General features: G+C 41.8%; 13 protein-coding genes. 11 read left to right on the top strand and 2 right to left on the bottom strand.

All coding sequences use genetic code 11. From position 1 onward, the window contains the following. Positions 1-23: 23 nt before the first annotated feature. The 3 genes from M1G05_RS01295 to alaS all read left to right on the top strand — a co-directional run bounded on the left by M1G05_RS01295 (position 24) and on the right by alaS (position 3,841). Positions 24-329 (top strand): hypothetical protein, encoded by a 306-nt coding sequence (locus M1G05_RS01295; protein ID WP_000429945.1) that lies wholly within the window; start codon positions 24-26, stop codon positions 327-329. Positions 330-715: 386 nt separating this feature from the next. Then, the gene (locus tag M1G05_RS01300; protein ID WP_247952826.1) at positions 716-1,201 is read left to right on the top strand and encodes an LURP-one-related/scramblase family protein; all 486 of its coding nucleotides are present in this window, start codon (positions 716-718) and stop codon (positions 1,199-1,201) included. A gap of 21 nt (positions 1,202-1,222) precedes the next feature. Next, the gene (alaS, locus tag M1G05_RS01305; protein ID WP_247931915.1) at positions 1,223-3,841 is read left to right on the top strand and encodes an alanine--tRNA ligase; all 2,619 of its coding nucleotides are present in this window, start codon (positions 1,223-1,225) and stop codon (positions 3,839-3,841) included. Between the two features lie 90 nt (positions 3,842-3,931). Here alaS and M1G05_RS01310 read toward each other — a convergent pair whose 3' ends face one another. After that, positions 3,932-5,386, bottom strand: coding sequence for an alpha-amylase (locus tag M1G05_RS01310; protein WP_060628576.1), 1,455 nt, complete (start codon positions 5,384-5,386; stop codon positions 3,932-3,934). A gap of 177 nt (positions 5,387-5,563) precedes the next feature. Between M1G05_RS01310 and M1G05_RS01315 the strand changes: the two genes are divergently transcribed. The 3 genes from M1G05_RS01315 (at position 5,564) to M1G05_RS10050 (ending at position 8,263) form a co-directional block, all read left to right on the top strand. Then, on the top strand, positions 5,564-6,313 hold the full coding sequence (locus tag M1G05_RS01315; protein WP_060628575.1) for an ABC transporter ATP-binding protein: 750 nt from the start codon (positions 5,564-5,566) through the stop codon (positions 6,311-6,313). Beyond that, positions 6,294-7,931, top strand: a complete 1,638-nt coding sequence (locus M1G05_RS01320) for a hypothetical protein (RefSeq protein ID WP_060628574.1) — start codon at positions 6,294-6,296, stop codon at positions 7,929-7,931. Before M1G05_RS01315 ends, M1G05_RS01320 begins: the two co-directional genes overlap by 20 nt. Positions 7,932-8,002: 71 nt before the next feature. Continuing rightward, entirely contained in the window at positions 8,003-8,263 is a 261-nt protein-coding gene (locus tag M1G05_RS10050) for a hypothetical protein (protein ID WP_080998532.1), read from the top strand. A 225-nt stretch (positions 8,264-8,488) separates the two neighbouring features. On the opposite strand, the gene M1G05_RS01325 is transcribed toward M1G05_RS10050, so the two are convergent. Further along, the gene (locus M1G05_RS01325; protein ID WP_247953311.1) at positions 8,489-10,606 is read right to left on the bottom strand and encodes an LTA synthase family protein; all 2,118 of its coding nucleotides are present in this window, start codon (positions 10,604-10,606) and stop codon (positions 8,489-8,491) included. Positions 10,607-10,755: 149 nt separating this feature from the next. Here M1G05_RS01325 and M1G05_RS01330 point away from each other — a divergent pair, with 149 nt between their 5' ends. The 5 genes from M1G05_RS01330 to aroC are packed head-to-tail and all read left to right on the top strand — an operon-like array spanning position 10,756 to position 15,699. Then, on the top strand, positions 10,756-11,919 hold the full coding sequence (locus tag M1G05_RS01330; protein WP_247952828.1) for a class I SAM-dependent rRNA methyltransferase: 1,164 nt from the start codon (positions 10,756-10,758) through the stop codon (positions 11,917-11,919). Then, complete coding sequence (aroD, locus tag M1G05_RS01335) at positions 11,916-12,593, top strand: type I 3-dehydroquinate dehydratase (RefSeq protein ID WP_247952834.1); 678 nt, start codon at positions 11,916-11,918, stop codon at positions 12,591-12,593. Before M1G05_RS01330 ends, aroD begins: the two co-directional genes overlap by 4 nt. After that, entirely contained in the window at positions 12,583-13,437 is an 855-nt protein-coding gene (locus M1G05_RS01340; RefSeq protein ID WP_247952837.1) for a shikimate dehydrogenase, read from the top strand. The genes aroD and M1G05_RS01340 overlap by 11 nt, the downstream gene beginning before the upstream one ends. A gap of 18 nt (positions 13,438-13,455) precedes the next feature. Continuing rightward, positions 13,456-14,523: a 3-dehydroquinate synthase gene (aroB, locus tag M1G05_RS01345; protein WP_247952838.1), complete on the top strand. Its 1,068-nt coding sequence runs from the start codon at positions 13,456-13,458 to the stop codon at positions 14,521-14,523. A gap of 9 nt (positions 14,524-14,532) precedes the next feature. Then, positions 14,533-15,699, top strand: a complete 1,167-nt coding sequence (gene aroC, locus M1G05_RS01350) for a chorismate synthase (RefSeq protein ID WP_247952841.1) — start codon at positions 14,533-14,535, stop codon at positions 15,697-15,699.

Here is a 15,699-nt window from a genome sequence, read left to right on the forward strand (position 1 = left end):
AGAAAGAAAAGGAATATACAAACATGGAAAACAATAATACAAACTATAAAATCTTTAAATTCTTGGGGATTGCTGTGGTGCTATTTTATGCTTTTATCTTTATTGGTAGCAGTTTTTCTACTGCTGGGGTAAAAGATGCACCAAAAATTGAGTATACTAGCGACTACTTAAACCAGAAAATGGATTTAAGAGACTCCGAGGTATTGGGCAAGTTTTGGAATGATGAAGGGCACTATCTCGTAGTATATGACGAAGACACAAAATCCCCAAAATTGTTCAAGATAAGCTACTCTGAGTGGAATCTTATCAGTGTAGGGGGGACATACTAAACAGCGCTGGAGGGTTTTATATAGCCTTCTAGGGCTATGCTAGATAGAAAGATTTTAGAAATAAATTAAATATTACTACTTACATTTCGAAACTAGTAGTTAAATTTTTAAAAGGTCTTCCCTCCTACCTCACTACTATTAGTTAAGATGATTTCCAGTTGACGCAAGCTTAAAAAAACGATATAATAAGAAAGTTGAGAATTGATTTTCACTTGTCTTAGTCCAGAGAAATGGCGGTGCTGCGAGCCATCTAAGCTAGGAAGTCATGCTACTCAATCATACAATTGCATAAGAATAAGAGAATGACAAGTTCATTGAATGAAGGTGGTACCGCGGTTTTTCGCCCTTCGTGATATGAACTTGTCTTTTGATTTTTGGAGGTGTTGATGAAAACATTTCTTGTCAAACAAAAGTTTCGTCTTGGAGGCGAACGCTTCGCTATCAAGGATGACAGGGGAGAAATCGCCTATCAGGTGGAAGGATCATTTTTTAAGATTCCCAAAACTTTTACTATCTATGATGCGACTGGTGAACAGGTCAGTCAGATTAGTAAAGAAATCTTGACCTTGCTTCCTCGTTTTGAAATTCAGCTTCGGGATGGCTCGAGTTTTGTCATTCGTAAGAAGTTGACCGTCTGGCGAGATAAGTATGAGTTTGATAATCTAGGTCTTCGTATAGAGGGCAATATCTGGGATTTGAATTTCAAATTGCTGGATGATCGCGATCAGATGATTGCGGAAATTAAGAAGGAACTTTTCCATCTGACCTCTACCTATACCGTAACGGTCCTTGAGGACGCTTATGCAGACCTAGTCATTTCCCTCTGTGTCGCGATTGACTATGTGGAAATGCTGGAAAGCCAATCACATTAAACAAGTAAATAAGGAGACAATATGAAACAACTATCTAGTGCACAAGTACGCCAAATGTGGCTTGATTTCTGGGCGACCAAAGGTCACTCTGTAGAACCATCAGTGAGTTTGGTTCCTGTAAATGACCCAACACTTTTGTGGATCAACTCTGGGGTAGCAACCCTTAAGAAATACTTTGACGGGACCATTATCCCTGAAAATCCACGTATTACCAATGCCCAAAAGGCTATCCGTACCAACGATATTGAAAACGTAGGGAAGACTGCACGTCACCATACCATGTTTGAAATGTTGGGGAACTTCTCTATTGGAGATTACTTCCGTGACGAAGCCATCACTTGGGCTTATGAGCTTTTGACAAGCCCAGAATGGTTTGACTTCCCAGCTGAGAAACTTTACATGACCTACTATCCAGATGATAAAGATTCTTATAACCGCTGGATTGAGGTAGGAGTGGACCCAAGTCACTTGATTCCTATTGAGGACAACTTCTGGGAAATCGGTGCAGGACCTTCTGGACCTGATACAGAAATTTTCTTTGACCGTGGAGAGGCTTTTGACCCAGAAAATATAGGTCTTCGCCTTCTTGCAGAAGATATCGAAAACGACCGTTACATTGAAATCTGGAACATCGTTTTGTCACAATTTAACGCAGATCCTGCTGTTCCTCGTAGCGAATACAAGGAATTGCCACACAAGAACATTGATACGGGCGCTGGTTTGGAGCGTTTGGTGGCAGTTATCCAAGGGGCTAAGACCAACTTTGAAACAGACCTCTTCATGCCAATCATTCGTGAAGTGGAGAAATTGTCTGGTAAGGTCTATGACCAAGATGGCGACAACATGAGCTTTAAGGTCATCGCAGACCACATCCGTTCACTTTCATTTGCCATCGGTGATGGTGCCCTTCCAGGAAATGAAGGTCGTGGTTACGTCCTTCGCCGTCTTCTCCGTCGTGCTTCTATGCATGGTCAAAAATTGGGAATCAACGAGCCTTTCCTTTACAAATTGGTTCCAACTGTTGGTAAAATCATGGAAAGCTACTACCCAGAAGTGCTTGAAAAACGTGACTTTATCGAAAAAATCGTTAAGAGTGAAGAAGAGTCATTTGCTCGTACCCTTCACTCAGGTCAACACTTTGCCCAAGGCATTGTGGCAGACTTGAAAGAAAAAGGTCAATCTGTCATTGCTGGTCAAGATGTATTCAAACTTTATGACACTTATGGATTCCCAGTTGAATTGACTGAAGAAATCGCTGAAGAAGCTGGGATGATTGTTGACCGTGAAGGATTTGAAGCAGCCATGAAAGAACAGCAAGAACGCGCGCGTGCGTCAGCTGTTAAAGGTGGTTCAATGGGTATGCAAAATGAAACCCTTCAAAACATCACTGTAGAAAGTGTCTTCAACTACAATGCTAGCCAATTATCTTCTAAATTGGTGGCTATCGTGGCTGACAATGCAGAAGTAGAAGCTGTATCAGAAGGAACTGCCTCACTTATCTTTGCGGAAACGCCATTCTATGCTGAAATGGGTGGACAGGTAGCTGACCATGGACAAATCTTGGATGGGTCAGGCAAGGTTGTAGCTACTGTGACAAATGTTCAAAAAGCACCAAACGGACAAGCACTTCACACGGTTGAAGTTCTTGCACCGCTTGCCTTGAACCAAGAATATACCTTGGCAATTGATACAAATCGTCGTCACCGTGTCATGAAAAACCACACTGCGACTCACTTGCTTCACGCTGCCCTTCACAATATCCTTGGAAGCCATGCAACTCAGGCAGGATCTCTTAATGAAGTTGAATTCCTTCGCTTTGACTTTACCCACTTCCAAGCTGTAACTGCTGAAGAATTGCGTGCGATTGAGCAGCAAGTCAACGAAAAAATCTGGGAAGCTCTTGAGGTTAAGACAGTTGAAACGGATATTGACACTGCCAAAGAAATGGGAGCTATGGCTCTCTTTGGTGAGAAATACGGCAAAGAAGTCCGTGTTGTTACTATCGGTGACTACTCTATCGAGCTTTGTGGTGGTACCCACGTTGGCAATACTTCTGAAATTGGCCTCTTCAAGATTGTCAAAGAAGAAGGGATTGGATCAGGAACTCGCCGTATCTTGGCAGTGACTGGTAAGGAAGCCTTTGAAGCCTACCGTGAACAAGAGGACGCTCTTAAAGCTGTCGCAGCGACCTTGAAAGCACCTCAAGTCAAGGAAGTACCTCACAAGGTAGAAGGACTTCAAGAACAACTTCGTCAACTTCAAAAAGAAAATGCTGAATTGAAAGAAAAAGCCGCAGCTGCAGCCGCAGGCGATATCTTCAAGGATGTGAAGGAAGTCAATGGTCACCGTTACATTGCTAGTCAAGTTTCTGTATCAGATGCAGGTGCCCTTCGTACCTTTGCGGACAACTGGAAACAAAAAGACTACTCTGATCTTCTTGTCCTAGTTGCTGCTATCGGTGACAAAGTCAATGTCCTTGTAGCAAGTAAGACAAAAGACCTTCATGCAGGAAACCTTGTCAAAGAATTGGCACCAATCGTTGATGGACGTGGTGGTGGTAAACCAGACATGGCCATGGCAGGAGGAAGCAACCAAGCTAAGATCCAAGAATTGTTGGATGCAGTAGCAGGTAAATTGTAATCAAGTAAAGATCTATCCATTTGGTGGGTAGGTCTTTTTGACTACAAAAAAGCCAAATCCGTTTGGATCTGGCTTGATAATCATTGGCAATTAGATTGTATTGGCTGCCCAGACACTTACCGAAGCAGTTGAGACTGGAAATTGTCCATAACCTTCCTCATCAATTGTAACTTGACCTAGGTGGTTTTCAAGTAAATCTACAAAGGTTTGGTTAGCCCATTCTTGGCCGACAAACATTGATTTGCTGTTTTCTTGGTCATTTGAAATCAAGACTGCGATTGGGGATTGATTTTCAGCACCTGAGCGTACCCAACCAATACAGTTAGGATCATCAAAGTAGTCATTTTGTTCTCCATAAGCCAAATCTTTTCGGATAGCTAGGAGGCGGTCAAGGACTTCTTTGAAATCTTGCTGAGCATACTGCCCTGAAATCCCATAGTAGTCTCCGTAAAAGACACATGGAAGGCCGTCTTGGCGTAATAGAATGAGGGCATAGGCTGCTGGTTTGAACCATTCTTCAACAGTAGACTCAAGAGCCTGACCACGTTGGGTATCGTGGTTGTCGACAAAGGTTACAGCCTTGTAAGGTTTGAGTTCAACCAAGCTATCTGTGAAAATACCACGAAGGTCATAGTTTGCGCCAGCTTGACTGGCTTCAAAGAGATTCTGGTGGAGACGAACATCAACAAGGTCGAATCGTTCTTCCGTTTTTTCAAGATAGTCTAGATTGGCTTCCTTGTCAGGATTCCAAAATTCACCAAAAACATAGAAATCCTCACCGTATTTTTCCTTCATATCACGGATAAAATTGCTCATGAAGAAAGAGTCAATGTGTTTAACGGCATCCAAGCGGAAACCAGCTACACCAGTCGTTTCCATGAACCAGTCAGCCCAGTCATAGATATTTTGGATGACTTCAGGATGTTTAAAGTCTAGGTCGGCATACATGAGGTAGTCATAGTTACCGTTTTCATTATCGACCAATTCCTCATTTGCCCACCCCTTGTTGTCTCCTTGAATCAGATAAATCCCAGACTTTCGGCGTTTGGCATCATAGTCTGTACCGGTGAAGTGGTACCAGTGCCAGTGGAAGTCATTGTAGGTATCTTGGCGACCATCGAAGGTAAAGCTAGTCCAGCCATTGATGGTGAAGGGTTCCCCAAGTTCAACTGTACGGTCTACAGGATCCACTTCAATAACCTGAAAGGCTTCCATGTGATCAGCAGCAGCCTTGTGATTGAGCACCACATCGGCCATAGGTTGAATTCCCTGTGCTTTTAGGGCTTGAATGGCTTGAAGATAGTCCTCTTTAAAACCATACTTGGTGCGGACAGTTCCTTTTTGATTAAACTCTCCTAAGTCGAATAAGTCATAGACCCCATAACCTACATCTTTTTCATTGGTTGCCTTAAAAGCTGGTGGCATCCAGACGTGGCTAATCCCCAGATGAGCTAGGTGTGGAGCATCTTCAGCCAGACGCGTCCAGTGCTGACCATCGTGGGGCAGATACCATTCAAAGTATTGCATGAGTGTTTGATTTTGCATGATGTTTCCTCTTACTTGTCAATCTTGTTCTTTATTCTATCATAAAGTATCGGTTAGCTCAAACGTTTGCGTAAAACTGAATAATAAGTTTTTGACTATTTTATATAAAATGTTGATTTTTAAAATGAAAGCGCTATAATTATAGTAAATTACATAGATAAAGAGAGGAGATTTCTCATGATTGAATTTCAAAATGTTAGTAAGTTGTATGGTGATAAAGAGGCTTTGAGCAATCTCAATTTGCAGATTGAAAATGGGGAGATTATGGGCTTGATTGGCCATAATGGGGCTGGAAAATCGACCACTATAAAATCCCTAGTCAGTATCATTTCGCCCAGCAGTGGTCGTATTTTGGTGGACGGTCAGGATTTATCGGAAAATCGCTTGGCGATCAAACGGAAGATTGGCTACGTAGCAGACTCGCCTGACTTATTTTTACGCTTAACGGCCAATGAATTTTGGGAATTGATTGCTTCATCCTATGATCTGACTAGCTCTGACTTGGAAGCTAGTCTAGCTAGGCTATTGAAAATTTTTGATTTTGCTGAAAACCGCTATCAGGTCATTGAAACTTTTTCTCACGGAATGCGTCAGAAAGTCTTTGTCATCGGAGCACTCTTGTCCGATCCTGATATTTGGGTCTTGGACGAACCCTTGACTGGTTTGGATCCCCAGGCTGCCTTTGATTTGAAGAAAATGATGAAGGAACATGCACAAAAAGGGAAGACAGTCTTGTTTTCAACTCATGTCCTAGAGGTAGCTGAGCAAGTCTGTGATCGGATTGCCATTTTGAAAAAAGGGCATTTGATTTATTGTGGTAGCGTAGAGGACTTGAGAAAAGACCATCCAGACCAGTCTTTGGAAAGTATCTACCTTAGCCTTGCTGGTAGAAAAGAGGAGGTTTCAGATGCGTCTCAAGGTCATTAAAAAATTAGTGGATATCAATATCCTCTATTCATCTCAAGAAGCTAATCTGGCTAACCTACGAAAGAAGCAGGCTAAGAATCCTGGGAAAAAAGTAAATGCTTCCGCTAGAGTCCTAAGTTCTTACATTTTTTCTAGTCTCTTGACGCTCTTAATGTTTATAAATATAGCCTTTCGTTTTCCTTTTGAGGAAATGCCAAGTTTTTTTAGTACGATGGTTGCTATTTTACTGGTGCTTGCCTTTTCAACTTCTTTCACTGCATTTTACAATGTCTTTTATGAGAGTAAGGACCTGGCCTCCTATAGGCCCTATGCCTTTAAAGAATCAGAGATTATAATGGCCAAAGGTCTGTCTGTCCTCTTGCCAGCTCTAGCTGGAATTGTACCAATCCTAGCTTATTTTCTAGTCCTCTACATTAGGCTAGCACCTTCTCTTTGGTTGGGTTTGCCTTTGATGCTACTGTCCTTGACCTTATTATTTGTCTCTGTTACTTTAGTGATGGTAGTGGCAGTACATTTCTTGGCTCAGACTACGGTCTTCAGAAAGTATCAGTCTATTTTTTCGAATGTGATGATTGGGATAGGAGTTCTCATACCTTTAATATTTGTCTTCTTTCTACAGTCGACTTCTGGACGTATTGTTGACAAAGTTAGAGACATTCCATTTCTCCTTTATCCTCTTCATCTCTTTTACAAAATAGCAGTGGAGCCTTTTTCGACAGAAGCCATCCTGGGTCTGCTCGCTTGGATAGGACTAACTCTCTTCTTGCTTTACTTGAGTAAAAAGAAGGTTTTTCCTCGTTTTTATGACGTGATTCTGCTTAATAGTGAGGAGAAGGTCAAAAAAGAACGTCGCAATAAGGAGAGAATTTCAACTACTAATAAAAAGGGCTTTTTCCGTATGGTTTTACGCTACCACCTCACCCTCTTGGGACAGGGAACTGGTGTGATTACAGTGCTTTTTACAAGTGCTTTCCTTCCTTATCTCATGATGATTGGTCTGATTTCCAACATCCGAGATTCTCAGATAGTTCCAGACATTCATCCTCCATATTGGTTACCCTTGTTTTTTATAGCTCTCTTTATAGCAGTTGTCAATAACAATATCACCAGCCTGCATTCAATTGCCTTGTCCTTGGAGAGGGAAAATGTTGATTTTCTGAAGAGTTTACCCTTTGACTTTGCTCGTTATGTGAAAGTGAAATTTTGGATTATATTTGCTGTCCAGTCCTTTTTACCAGTCCTGACTTTACTTGGCCTTTCTCTATATCTAGGCTTGCCCATCTTTTCGATGATTTATCTTCTTGTGGCATGGATCCTTGCCAGTGTCATCCTTTCTTGCCACAATTACTTTAAGGACGTGAAAAATCTGTCAACTAATTGGAGTAGCATTACGGACTTGGTGAACCGTTCAAATCGTATAGTAGCAATTGTTTTAATTTTGGTTTATAGTGCAATCTTAATGGCCCTTGTAATAGGGAGCTTATTCTTGGTTCAGTCTCTCTCCACTATCCTTGCCATTAGCTTGGGAGTAGGAGCTCTTATCCTTCTGCTTGGTCTTGCTATTTTTGGATATCATTACTACCTGTCACGCATATTGACGGAAATAGAAAAAAGATGAGATAGTTGGTCGCTTGCTTGATAAATTCAATTCGACAAACGCTTTTATAGTTTGTTAGAATGTAGTTGTAAATGATTAAGATTGGTAATCAAAAATATATAGGGAGGAATGTTTTGAATAAGAAATATAATATAGTTCTATTATTGTTGTTTATAGTTTATTTATTTGGATATTTTTCAATTTCAAAAACGTTAATTCCTATAATGTGTGTGATCCAAGTATTTTTGATAGAACATATATTTAGATTTCGAAATAGAATTATGCAGATAGGTGAAATTATAATTATTGTTGCTTCTATAATATTATTTATTGATAGTATATTGAGTTTGTAACAGAAGGCTTTTCTATAAAATCAAATTTTCCAGATACCTGCCGAAGCTGATTTATATCCTCATATTTCTTCTACTATCTTCGTCACTAAATTTGACAGACATATATTGCTGATACAACCTCTCTACTTACAATCTCGCAGTTAACCTGAGGCCAGTTTCCTCTTTGATTTTCGTTGAATTTTATTTTATAAAAAGAAATGCTCCTCCACGATGGAAGAGCATCTTTTATTGTGATTTTGATTCAGTTTCTGCAGACTCTGGATGGAGTTCTTGGTAACTTGGTGCCTTGAAAAGGTCAGCACTGGTTTTACCTTGTCGTTGGCTAAAGAGACTGGTTGATTGACTACCTTTTTCCTGCTCAATCTTTTGCAGAATTGGTAAGGAATTGAGGTAAGAAATACTTTCTGTATCAACTTTTCCAAGATGATCAGCTTGGTAGAAACGTATCAAATCACCAGTTTGAATTTGGTCGCTGATTTTTAGCTGTTGACTAGCTGCTTGACGAACAATTTCTAGTTCAGTCTGAGCTTGTTCATCAAGATTGCTGATTTCAAGACCGCTCTCAGTGTAGTAGGTTCGTCCGTCGTAGCTGGTATATTTTGGTGTGACGAAGGAATTTGCAGTCCGAAAGGCAACGATTTCTTGATGATCTGGAGACAGAAGATCTTGTCCAACTTGAAGGAAGGAATTGGACTCAATACCAAGGAGGTGTTCGAGAGTCGGTAAGATATCGATTTGTCCACCGTAGGTATTGATGATTTGTCCTTTTTCATAGCCAGGCATGACCACCATAAAAGGCACTCGTTGCAACATGGCATTGTCGTAATTCGACCAGTTCTCAGAAGTCTTGCCAATCAAGGGAGCCAGCTCAGGATTGCGGGAGTTAGAAATGCCATAATGGTCTCCGTAGATGACGATGATGGAATTTTCATAGAGGCCACTTTCTTTGAGATAGTCAAAGAAGGCCTTGATAGCACTATCCAGATAGTTAGCTGTTTGGAAGTAGCCATTGATGGTTTCATCTTTGGTTTTAGCCAGTGGGAAACCAAGCTCATCGCCTGTCAGATTGCTAGCATAGGGATAGTGATTGGACACCGTGATATACTTAGCATAAAAAGGCTGCTGCAAGTGCTCTAGATATTGGATAGAATCTTTCATCATGATTTTATCATTTAAACCATATTGGAAAGAATTGCTACTGTCTTGCTTGGTAAAATAGGATGCGTCAAAGAAGTATTGGTAGCCCCACTGTTTGTAGGTCGTATTTCGGTTCCAGAAGGTCCCAATGTTACCATGAAAGACTGCACTTGATTGGTAGCCATTTTTTGATAGGATAAAAGGCGCAGCCTGCTGGGTATTGGTACCACCGTAGTTGACCATGAAAGAACCTTGGTCAAGCCCAAACAAACCGGTTTCTAGCATGGTTTCCGCATCTGAGGTTTTACCAGCCTTGACTTGGTTAAAGATATTCGAAAAGGCTAGGGTTGCTTGCGAATGGTAGAGGGAATTAAGGAAGGGAGTGACTTCATGCTCAGTTCCATCTATGTTGAGTTTATAGTCCAGTAGGAACTGCTGAAAACTCTCTAAGTGGAGATAAATCACATTTTTCCCTTTGGCAAGGCCAAAATAGTCTGGATTGGGCTTAGCAGAATGTTCTTGAATATAATCTGTAATAGGTTGAAGATCAGTCTCAGAGGCCTTGGCACGTTCTTTGTTTGTACTGTAGGATTGGTTGGCACTATAGCCTAAAAAGGCTGGCAAACTAAGGGCACGAACAATATAATAATTAGAAAATCCTCGTGACAGGAGATCGGGACGCTCAATTTCAGCCAAGAAAAGGTTAGCTGAAAAGAGCAGAGCCGAGAGAGCAGTGATAGCAACACTGGAGCGGAATTTGAAAGGTCTCCTATCCAGCTGGATGATCTTTTTATAGAGAAGATAAGCCAGCAGTGGGAAATCCATAAAATAGATGAAATCCCAAAAACGCAGTAACTCTAGTTCTGCAGTACCAACAGATACCTTACTGACCACTTTCATGGTATTGGCCGTGATAAAGTCACTAAATTCTCGATAGTAAAAGACATTGGAATAAAGCCAAATGAATAAAAGGCTGTAAATAGCTATACTAAGACTGTAAAAGGTCTTGGTTGAGCGAGCATAGAGAGCTAGAGCCAGCAGGAGGAGTCCCAAAGGAAGGGGGTTGAAAAAGGCGATAAAGGCAAGGTAATTTCCCTGCAATTTGCCTACTTGAATATCTAAATTAAAGTCAACGGTATAGGCTAGTAAGGTCTTGAGCCAATAGAGGATTAAAAGGGTTAGGACAAAACCCAGTCTGGTACCCATGGCTTTTTGGATTTTGTTAAAATTGATTCTCACACAATTACTTCCTAAGTTTTTATTAGTATTAGTATACCATTTTTTAAAACTAGAGTAAAAAAGCAAGGGTAGTTTCTTTTTTGAGAATTGTCACAAAATTTGCTATAATAGTGACTATGAATAGAATAAGAGTCAGCAAACGGGTTGAAAAGAAGCTCGCTAAAGGGCTAGTTTTACTAGAAGCCAGCGATCTTGAGAATATCAATCTCAAGGATCAGGAAGTAGAAGTCTATCGTCAAGAAGGAAACTTTCTTGGGACTGCCTACCTTTCTCAGCAAAACAAGGGCTTGGGCTGGTTTGTGAGCACAGACAAGGTGACCTTTAATCAAGCTTTCTTTGAAACGCTGTTTAGACAAGCTAAAGAAAAGAGAAAAGCCTACTATCAAGATGAATTGACAACTGCCTTTCGTCTCTTCAACCAAGAGGGAGATGGTTTTGGCGGTCTGACAGTGGACCTTTATGGCGACTATGCTGTCTTTTCTTGGTATAACTCTTATGTGTATCAGATTCGCAAAGTTATCTCAGAAGCTTTTAGACAGGTTTTTCCTGAGGTTTTAGGGACCTATGAGAAGATCCGTTTTAAGGGTTTGGACTATGAATCTGCCCATGTTTATGGTCAAGAAGCACCTGACTTCTTTACTGTTTTGGAAAATGGTGTTCTGTATCAAGTCTTTATGAACGATGGCTTGATGACAGGGGTTTTCCTAGACCAGCATGAAGTTCGCGGTAGTTTAGTGGATGGATTGGCTATGGGTAAATCCTTGCTCAATATGTTTTCCTACACAGCAGCCTTTTCAGTAGCTGCGGCCATGGGAGGAGCAAGTCAGACAACTTCGGTTGATTTAGCCAAACGTTCACGAGAATTGTCTCAAGCACATTTTCAGGCAAACGGAATCAGTACAGACGACCATCGTTTTATAGTCATGGATGTCTTTGAGTATTTCAAGTATGCCAAACGAAAAGGCTTGACCTATGATGTGATTGTCCTAGATCCGCCTAGCTTTGCTCGGAACAAAAAACAAACGTTCTCTGTGGCCAAGGATTATCACAAGTTGATTTCCCAGAGTCTTGAGATTTTAAATCAGGGAGGGATTATCATTGCCAGTACCAATGCTGCCAATGTATCCCGCCAGAAATTTACAGAACAAATTGATAAAGGCTTTGCAGGAAGAAGTTACCAGATTTTAAATAAATACGGTCTTCCAGCAGATTTTGCCTATAATAAAAAAGATGAAAGTAGTAATTACCTCAAGGTGATTAGTATGAAGGTTAGTAAATGAAATTAATCGTTTCAGTAATGCCAAGAAGTTTAGAGGAGGCTCAGGCTCTGGATGCCACGAGGTATCTGGATGCCGACATCATTGAATGGCGTGCCGACTATCTGCCTAAAGAAGCGATTTTGCAGGTGGCTCCAGCTATTTTTGAAAAATTCGCAGGTCGTGAATTGGTTTTCACGTTGCGAACTCGCTCTGAAGGGGGACAAATCGACCTTTCTCCAGAAGAATATATCCATCTAATCAAGGAAGTGGCGCAACTCTATCAACCAGATTATATTGATTTTGAGTACTATAGCTACAAGGATGTTTTTGAGGAAATGCTGGACTTCCCAAATCTCATTTTGAGTTACCACAATTTCCAAGAAACACCTGAGAACATGATGGAAATCTTGTCAGAGTTGACGAGCTTAAATCCAAAACTTGTTAAGGTTGCGGTGATGGCTCACACGGAGCAGGATGTGCTAGACTTGATGAACTATACACGAGGCTTTAAAACCCTCAATCCTGAGCAGGAATATGTAACTATTTCTATGGGTAAGGTGGGCAAGGTCTCTCGTATCACTGCAGATGTGACTGGTTCTAGCTGGTCCTTTGCTAGTCTAGATGAGGCAAGTGCCCCAGGTCAGATTTCCCTAGCTAATATGAAAAAAATTCGGGAGATTTTGGATGAAGCTTGATGGCTATACACGTTTAGCTGCCGTTGTTGCCAATCCTATTAAGCATTCTATTTCCCCATTTATTCACAATAGCGCCTTTGAGGCGACAGCTACCAATGGTGCTTACGTGGCTTGGGAGATTGAAGCGGGTGACTTGGCAGAAACAGTGGCCAATATTCGTCGCTACCAGATGTTTGGCATCAACCTGTCCATGCCCTATAAGGAGCAGGTGATTTCTTATTTGGATGAATTGAGCGATGAAGCGCGCTTGATTGGTGCGGTTAATACTGTTGTCAATGAGAATGGCAATTTAATTGGATATAATACAGATGGCAAGGGATTTTTTAAGAGCTTGCCTTCTTTTACAATTTCAGGTAAAAAGATGACCCTGCTTGGTGCAGGTGGTGCGGCTAAATCAATCTTGGCACAGGCTATTTTGGATGGTGTCAGTCAGATTTCAGTCTTTGTTCGTTCAGTTTCCATGGAAAAAACAAGACCATACCTAGACAAGTTACAGGAGCAGACAGGTTTTAAGGTGGACTTGTATGCTTTAGAAGATGTTCCTGAACTGCAAGCAAGGATTGCTGGGTCGGATTTACTGGTCAATGCAACAAGTGTAGGGATGGATGGTCAATCATCTCCAGTTCCTGAAAACATTGTCCTATCAGAAACTCTTTTAGTAGCAGATATCATTTACCAACCCTTTGAAACACCATTTTTGAAATGGGCCAGAAGTCAGGGGAATCCAGTTGTCAATGGTCTGGGAATGTTGCTCTATCAAGCTGCAGAGGCTTTTCAACTGTGGACAGGCAAGGAAATGCCAACAGAAGAGATTTGGCAGTCTTTAACAGAAAAATACCAATAAAGAAAAGGAGACTCTCCTATGAAAATCAGAATCGATATTCCTCATCATCCTTATGATATTCAGATTGAAAAAGGCTGTCTGGCTCAGGCTGGTCAATGGTTGCGAGAACTCTGGCAACCACAAAAGGTAGTCATTGTTACAGATAACCATGTAGCTTCTCTTTATGCAGAGAAGGTCAAGCTCAGCCTAGAAGATGCTGGTTTTCAGGTAGCAGTTTTTGACTTTTTAGAAGGCGAAGAAAGAAAGAATTTAACTACTGTTCAGAAAGTCTATGAATTTTTAGTCAAGCAAGGTCTGACTCGTAGCGATGGAATCGTGGCTCTCGGAGGTGGTGTCGTTGGGGACCTGGCTGGTTTCGTAGCCTCTACCTATATGCGGGGTATTCACTTTGTTCAGATTCCGACTAGTTTGACTGCCCAGGTGGATTCTTCAATCGGTGGAAAGACGGGCGTCAATACTCCATTTGCTAAGAATATGGTGGGGACCTTTGCCCAACCAGATGGGGTTCTGATTGACCCACTTGTTCTTGAAACCCTCGGAAAAAGAGAGTTGATTGAAGGAATGGGTGAAGTTATCAAGTATGGCTTGATTGAGGATCCAGAACTATGGACTCTATTGACGGAGCTGGATGGTTCTGTAGAGAGCATTCTGGAACATGCGGAGACTTTGATTGAACATTCTTGTCAGGTTAAGCGCAAGATGGTAGTTGAGGATGAGTTGGACAATGGTGTACGCCTTTACCTTAACTTTGGCCACACTATTGGTCATGCCATTGAAGCAACGGCCGGTTATGGAAAAGTCATGCATGGAGAAGCTGTGGCCATGGGCATGGTGCAGATTTCCAAGGTTGCTGAGGAAAAAGGCCTTATGCCAGCTGGCATTACCCAGTCCATCACAGAAATGTGTCAGAAATTTGGCTTGCCTGTTGACTATGAAAACTGGGATGTTGATAAGCTTTATCAGGCTCTTACTCATGACAAGAAAGCGCGTGGCAATACCTTGAAGTTGGTCTTGGTACCAGAGCTTGGTTCGGCAACCATTCACCCAGTTTCTCTGGAAGAGATGAAAGACTACTTGGTAAAATAAGGAGAACGTATGAGATATTTAACTGCAGGAGAATCACACGGTCCCCGTCTGACGGCTATTATTGAAGGAATTCCAGCTGGACTACCTTTGACAGCTGAGGATATTAATGGAGACCTTAAACGCCGTCAGGGTGGCTACGGCCGCGGTGGTCGTATGAAGATTGAGAGTGACCAGGTTGTCTTTACTTCGGGCGTGCGCCACGGGAAGACGACAGGAGCTCCCATTACCATGGATGTCATCAATAAGGACCACCAGAAATGGTTGGATATCATGTCTGCAGAGGACATTGAAGAACGCCTTAAAAGCAAACGAAAAATCACCCATCCACGTCCAGGACATGCCGATTTGGTAGGGGGCATCAAGTACCGTTTTGACGATTTGCGAAATTCTTTGGAACGTTCATCAGCTCGTGAAACCACCATGCGAGTGGCAGTCGGGGCTGTAGCCAAACGCCTCTTGGCTGAATTGGATATGGAGATTGCCAACCATGTCGTGGTCTTTGGTGGCAAGGAAATCGATGTACCTGAAAATCTGACAGTGGCTGAGATTAAGGAAAGAGCTGCCCAGTCTGAAGTTTCTATTGTCAACCAAGAACGAGAACAGGAAATCAAGGACTATATTGACCAAATCAAACGTGACGGTGATACCATCGGAGGAGTTGTGGAGACAGTCGTCGGAGGTGTTCCAGTTGGCCTCGGTTCTTATGTTCAATGGGACAGAAAATTGGATGCGCGATTGGCTCAGGCAGTTGTCTCTATCAATGCCTTTAAAGGGGTGGAATTTGGTCTTGGATTTGAGGCTGGTTACCGCAAAGGTAGCCAAGTTATGGATGAAATTCTCTGGTCTAAAGAAGACGGCTATACTCGCCGTACCAACAATCTAGGGGGCTTTGAAGGTGGTATGACCAATGGGCAACCTATCGTTGTTCGTGGAGTTATGAAGCCCATTCCTACTCTCTACAAACCACTTATGAGTGTGGATATCGAAACCCATGAACCCTATAAGGCAACTGTTGAGAGAAGTGATCCGACCGCTCTTCCAGCTGCAGGAGTGGTCATGGAAGCTGTTGTGGCAACGGTTCTGGCACAAGAAATCCTTGAAAAATTCTCATCAGACAATCTAGAGGAATTAAAAGAAGCGGTAGCCAAACACCGAGACTATACAAAGAACTATTAA

This window comes from Streptococcus mitis (assembly GCF_023109515.1).
In the GTDB taxonomy this organism is placed as follows: Bacteria; Bacillota; Bacilli; order Lactobacillales; family Streptococcaceae; genus Streptococcus; species Streptococcus mitis_CS.

Coding starts and splice junctions, on each gene's coding strand:
- M1G05_RS01295 (WP_000429945.1), top strand. CDS start 24: ATGGAAAACAATAATACAAACTATAAAATCTTTAAATTCTTGGGGATT.
- M1G05_RS01315 (WP_060628575.1), top strand. CDS start 5,564: ATGATTGAATTTCAAAATGTTAGTAAGTTGTATGGTGATAAAGAGGCT.
- M1G05_RS01300 (WP_247952826.1), top strand. CDS start 716: ATGAAAACATTTCTTGTCAAACAAAAGTTTCGTCTTGGAGGCGAACGC.
- M1G05_RS01325 (WP_247953311.1), bottom strand. CDS start 10,606: ATGGGTACCAGACTGGGTTTTGTCCTAACCCTTTTAATCCTCTATTGG.
- M1G05_RS01340 (WP_247952837.1), top strand. CDS start 12,583: ATGAAGCTTGATGGCTATACACGTTTAGCTGCCGTTGTTGCCAATCCT.
- aroD (WP_247952834.1), top strand. CDS start 11,916: ATGAAATTAATCGTTTCAGTAATGCCAAGAAGTTTAGAGGAGGCTCAG.
- M1G05_RS01330 (WP_247952828.1), top strand. CDS start 10,756: ATGAATAGAATAAGAGTCAGCAAACGGGTTGAAAAGAAGCTCGCTAAA.
- M1G05_RS10050 (WP_080998532.1), top strand. CDS start 8,003: ATGATTAAGATTGGTAATCAAAAATATATAGGGAGGAATGTTTTGAAT.
- M1G05_RS01310 (WP_060628576.1), bottom strand. CDS start 5,386: ATGCAAAATCAAACACTCATGCAATACTTTGAATGGTATCTGCCCCAC.
- aroC (WP_247952841.1), top strand. CDS start 14,533: ATGAGATATTTAACTGCAGGAGAATCACACGGTCCCCGTCTGACGGCT.
- aroB (WP_247952838.1), top strand. CDS start 13,456: ATGAAAATCAGAATCGATATTCCTCATCATCCTTATGATATTCAGATT.
- alaS (WP_247931915.1), top strand. CDS start 1,223: ATGAAACAACTATCTAGTGCACAAGTACGCCAAATGTGGCTTGATTTC.
- M1G05_RS01320 (WP_060628574.1), top strand. CDS start 6,294: ATGCGTCTCAAGGTCATTAAAAAATTAGTGGATATCAATATCCTCTAT.